Annotated in this window: 4 protein-coding genes; 3 read left to right on the top strand and 1 reads right to left on the bottom strand. The window is 68.6% G+C overall.

Going from position 1 to position 4,661, the window contains the following annotated elements:
* Positions 1 to 1,056: hypothetical protein (locus ABZ027_RS43005; RefSeq protein WP_356778543.1), on the bottom strand; the 1,056-nt coding region annotated here is incomplete at its 3' end.
* A gap of 157 nt (positions 1,057 to 1,213) precedes the next feature.
* Between ABZ027_RS43005 and ABZ027_RS43000 the strand changes: the two genes are divergently transcribed.
* From ABZ027_RS43000 to ABZ027_RS42990, 3 genes are all read left to right on the top strand, one after another.
* A complete protein-coding gene (locus tag ABZ027_RS43000; RefSeq protein WP_356778541.1) occupies positions 1,214 to 1,657 on the top strand; it encodes a hypothetical protein in 444 nt (147 codons plus the stop codon).
* A gap of 162 nt (positions 1,658 to 1,819) precedes the next feature.
* Positions 1,820 to 2,131, top strand: coding sequence for a hypothetical protein (locus ABZ027_RS42995; RefSeq protein ID WP_356778539.1), 312 nt, complete (start codon positions 1,820 to 1,822; stop codon positions 2,129 to 2,131).
* Positions 2,132 to 3,092: 961 nt separating this feature from the next.
* A partial coding sequence (locus tag ABZ027_RS42990; protein ID WP_356778537.1) for a condensation domain-containing protein occupies positions 3,093 to 4,661 on the top strand: 1,569 nt, incomplete at its 3' end.

The raw sequence follows: 4,661 nt of genomic DNA, 5'->3' as shown, positions 1-4,661 counted from the left end.
GTGGAGGCTGATGACCTCGTCGAGGTCGGTGAGGTCCCCGGCGTGGTCGAAGCGCTGGATGAGCAGGTCACACAACTGCCCGACAGCCGCGGCCCATTCCTCGTCACTGGGTGCTTTCCTCCCTGCGCGGGCACCCACTACACCCCGGAACACGCTGATGGCCCGGTCCAGGTCGGCGATGTCGTCGGCCGTCTCGAAGCGCAGCCGCAACGCCAGCCCCAGGAGGCCGAGATCGCCGACGCCCAGACCGACGGGAGCGGCGGTTCCGAGAGCCGCGGGCACGTCGCCGAGCATGACGGCCAGGTCCAGGGCATCGACCGCGTGGTCGAGATACGACCGCGAGCCTTCCCGGTGGAACGCGTCCAGGGACAATTCGCCAACCCTGTAGTACGCCGTACGCGTGGCGGGGTCCGTCAGCGTCATCCTGGGGCAGGCGCGCATCCACGCCCATAACTCCAGCTTCGCCGCGGCCCCGTCGGCCCCTTCCTTGCCACCCGTCCAACTGATCAGATTGAGGAGCCGTGCGCATGCCACGGAGGCGTCCCGGTCGTGGGCCGCCCCGGCCGGGATGCCCATCACCGCACCCATACAGATCACCGCGATGTCGTCCAGCACACGGCGGTCACCGCCCAGCTGCACCAGCGCCTTGACGGCGGAGGCGAGCAAGTCCAGTGCCGTCACGAGCTCGGGATCACCGGCCGGCAGAATCCGCATCGCCTCGCCGTGCAGTCGTACGGCCTGTTCGATCGGCCGGGTATCGGACCGAAGACGGACCACCGCCTTTGCGTAGTGGGCCTGGGCCAGGTTGCCCAGAATGGTGTACCGCGCCATCGGTTTCCGGCACCCAGCGTCGACACGTTTGTGCACTTCGAGGGCGTGTTCGTACGCCTCGATCGCCTCGTCGATGTCCGCCGTGTCCGCGCTGGGAAGCTGTTGGATGAACCGCTCCTTGAGTAAGTAGCCCAACTCGGCCGCCACCCGGGCGCGTGCCTTCTCCTCGCACAGTGTCGGGTCGGCCAGCAGTCCGCGGAACTCCTCGATCACCGCGGCGTCCACCGGCTCCGAAGGGTCCCCCGCTTCAGCGGGCACCTGTCGCGCCCGGTCCGCTGCCGAAGCGGTGGAAGCATCGCATTCGTCTTGCCGGCCTGATCCCCCGAACAGTCCCATGCTCGTAGGTTCACACCAACTCGCTGTCTGTGCCAGTATTTTGACTATGCGACAGTTCGCGGGAGAACCCGCGCCGGGCACTGGCGCCGAGCGGGACGGCGGGATGCTCCTGATGGGTGCGCTGGTCGGTTCGGCCCTCAGCCCCTTCGTCCAGGCCCTCGCCACCAGGCTCGGCGACGATGTGTACGCCAAGATCCAGGAGGTGTTCGCACGCCGCCGGTCGGACGGGGCCGCCGCCTCGGACGAACCGGATGCGCCCAGGGGCAGGACGGTCGCCCTGGCAGACCCGGAGCAGGCGATCGCGATCCGGCTCCCCTGGAGGCTCACTCCCGAGCAGGCCCGTGAACTGGCCTGGGTCCGTCTCCCCCGCTCCGTACCGGGGCAGTGGCTGATCGTGCAGCGCACCGACGACGGCACCGAGTGGCAGATCGTCGCCGGAGCCCGACCGCCCGACGACGCCCTCGACGTGCGATCCGACGACCAGATCTGACACTCCGCTGGCGTCCCACCTGGTCGCCGGCCGCTGCAACGCTGTGGGCTGCCGCCCTGGTGGTTTTCATGGTCCGCATCACGATGGCTTGACGCCAACTCTTGATGTCACTCGTGGTTTCAGAACGGTACGAGCGTGTGCGCTCGCTGGCACGATGGACTCGTGGTTGACCGGGAACGTATCGCAGGGATCGCGGCCTACTATCGAGCGCTCGACGAGGGCTCCACTCTGCGGCAACACTTCCGCCATGCCGACGAGGACGGTGGCCTCTGGTACGTCGAGGCGGTACCGGACCGTGGCGAGTTGATCGTCCTCAAGCAGGCCGAGCTGACCTCGGCCGGCCAGCTGCACCGGTACAGCTGGGAGCACCTGGAGGATGAGCACGGAGGCCTGACAGACCAAGCGATCGATCCTGCGGAGGATTCGCTGGAGGCCATTCCGGCTGAAGATTTCCAGCGGGTGTGGACTCGGTGAGCAGGCTGGACCACCTCTTCTGGGGAGGCGGTGTGGCACGAAACTCAGCCGACAGACCGACCGCATCAGTGCTCTGATCTCGGCCGTCGGCGTTCTTGCCAGCATGATGCTGACCGTTGCCGCCCCGCTCCCGCACCACCCGAAGCAGCTCCTCGAAGCGCCCCATCGGCAACCCGGTGAACGTCTCCACCCACACCGGCTCGGCCTTCAACACCCCACCCGTACAGGCGACATGCCCGCCACCGGGCCTTCTGCAACCCTTTGGAGGGGCATCCAGTAGCCCGCCGTCCGGCCCCTCCGCGCCGAAGACCCAGAGCATCGGCGATCTAGGGAAGACGTTTCGACGACCTTGTGGATGCTTTTGACGACCTCGTGGTGTCGGCGCTGCTCGGCCGTACGCCGTTGCGGCTGAACACACGGACGGCCGAACCGGCCCGCCCGTCTCGCACCCCTCCGGGTCCGCCGGTCCACGCCTGCAAAGTTAGGGATCTCGTTAGAGGTGGGATATAGGTCGGTCCTGAATCTTGGTGGGTGTTCGTCGTCCATGACCGCTCGCCATTGGAGGTCCATGCTCCGCCACCCCGCGATGCCGGTTGCCGCCACCGCATGGCGCATCGGGCGGGCGGCCCCTTACTGACACGGCCCGCGCCGCAGAGCCACAGGACCACGCCGGAACTGGCCCGCCTTCCCGACGCACGAGGGCCCCGGGTCGTCTCGAGCAGACGCGCACGACACCCGCCCCCGGTGCCTGCGCGCCGGGCGTACCCCGAAGGCCGTGTCTCGAGCTCCGGCCCCTCGGCGGCTCCACGTCGACTCCACCCGCAGGACAGGCGAGGCCGCTCAGCTCAGCCGCGCCCACCTTTCACCCCTCTCCCGCTTCCGGCTCAGCGCGCTCGCCGCCAGTCGCCCTGAACCGACATGTGTCCGCCTTCCCAAACCCCGTTCCTGGATGGAGTGACCGATGTCCAGCCCCGACCTCGCGCCCGTAACGACTCCGTCTGACACAGCACGTCGTCTCCCGCTCCTCGCCGGGCAGTCCGGAATCTGGTTCGACCTGCAGCTGGGCGCCGCCGGGCAGCAGTACTACGTCAGCCTCTACACCGACATCCGTGGCCCGCTGGATCTCCGGGACTTCCGTACGGCCGCCCGCATGGCCGTGGCCGAGACCGAGGCGCTCCGGGTCCGGTTCGTTGCGGACGATGACGAGAGCGGGCCGACACAGCAGATCGGGGATCTGGACAACGACTGGACGCTGCCCGTGATCGAAGCGGCGGACGAGGAGGCGGCCCAGGCCTGGATGCGCGCCGACCTCGCCCGCGCCACGGATGTCATCCGAGACCCGCTCTTCACCCACGCGCTGATAGCGCTCTCGCCGGAGCGCCACTTCTTCTATCAGCGCGCCCATCACCTCACGGTCGACGGACACAGCGGCGTCCTCGTGCTGCGCCGGACCGCGGAGATCTACACGGCCCTGCGCGAAGGACGGGACCCTGCCGAAGGTGCGCTGCCCAGTCTCGCCGAGCTGCACTCCGCCGAGGCCGCGTACCGGGCCTCCGAGCGGTACGCCGCCGACCGCGCTCACTGGGCCGAACGGCTCGTGGACCTGCCTGAAGCCTCCACCCTGAGCCTCGGCGCACACGCGGTACAGGCAGCCGGGTACAACCCGCTGCGCTGTGCCGGTCGTATCCCGCAGGAGACCCTGGACCGCCTCACCGCGACGGCCCGCCTTGCCCGTACCAACTGGTCGACCGGCCTCATCGCCGCCGTCGTCGCCTATCTGCAGCGGATGACCGGACAGGACGACATCCTGTTCAGCCTGCCCGTCGCCAACCGCGCCACCGCCGTGGAGAAGCAGACTCCGGGCATGACGGCCAACATCCTTCCGGTACGCGTCGAGGCGAGCCAGGGCACGACCGTCCGCTCCCTCATCCGCCGGGCCCTGGACGCGACCCGCGGGACACTGCGTCACCAGCAGTATCGGTACGAGGAGATAATGCGCGATCTCCGGGAGGCCTCCCCTTCCGGAGGCGTCGGCTCCACGCGCGCCGGGCGGCAGTTCGGCCCCGTCGTGAACGTCCTGGGCTTCGACCTGAACGTCTCCTTCGCCGACAGCCCCGGCACGGCACACCGACTCACCGCGGGCCCCATCGAGGACATGGAATTCGCGGTCTACCCGGTGCCTGGCGAAGGCGGCCTCCAGCTCCAGCTCACCGCGAACCCCAGCCGGTACAGCGAGGCCGAACTCGCCTCCCATCAGAGCCGCTTCGTCGAGTTCCTCGCCGCCTTCGCCGACAGTCCGGACTCAGAGATCCCCGACCTGCCGCTCCTGCTGCCGGGTGAGCGGCGTCGGCTGTTGGGGGAGTGGAATGACACGGTTGTTGAGGTGGGTGGTCCTGGCACGTTGCATGAGCGGTTTGAGGAGCGGGTTGCTGCGACGCCGGGTGCTTGTGCGTTGGTCTTTGGCGAGGAGCGGGTCAGTTATGGGGAGTTGAACGCGTTCGCCAACCGGGTTGCTCATGGGTTGCTGGGG

Origin of the sequence: Streptomyces sp. NPDC006332, from assembly GCF_040612855.1 — a bacterium.
Lineage (GTDB): Bacteria > Actinomycetota > Actinomycetes > Streptomycetales > Streptomycetaceae > Streptomyces.
The sequence above is the reverse complement of the archived record's forward strand: the minus strand, read 5'-3'. Positions and strand labels throughout refer to the sequence as shown.

What these genes read in the sequence shown, in the direction of transcription:
- ABZ027_RS43000 (WP_356778541.1), top strand. Translation starts at nt 1,214, where the DNA reads ATGCGACAGTTCGCGGGAGAACCCGCGCCGGGCACTGGCGCCGAGCGG.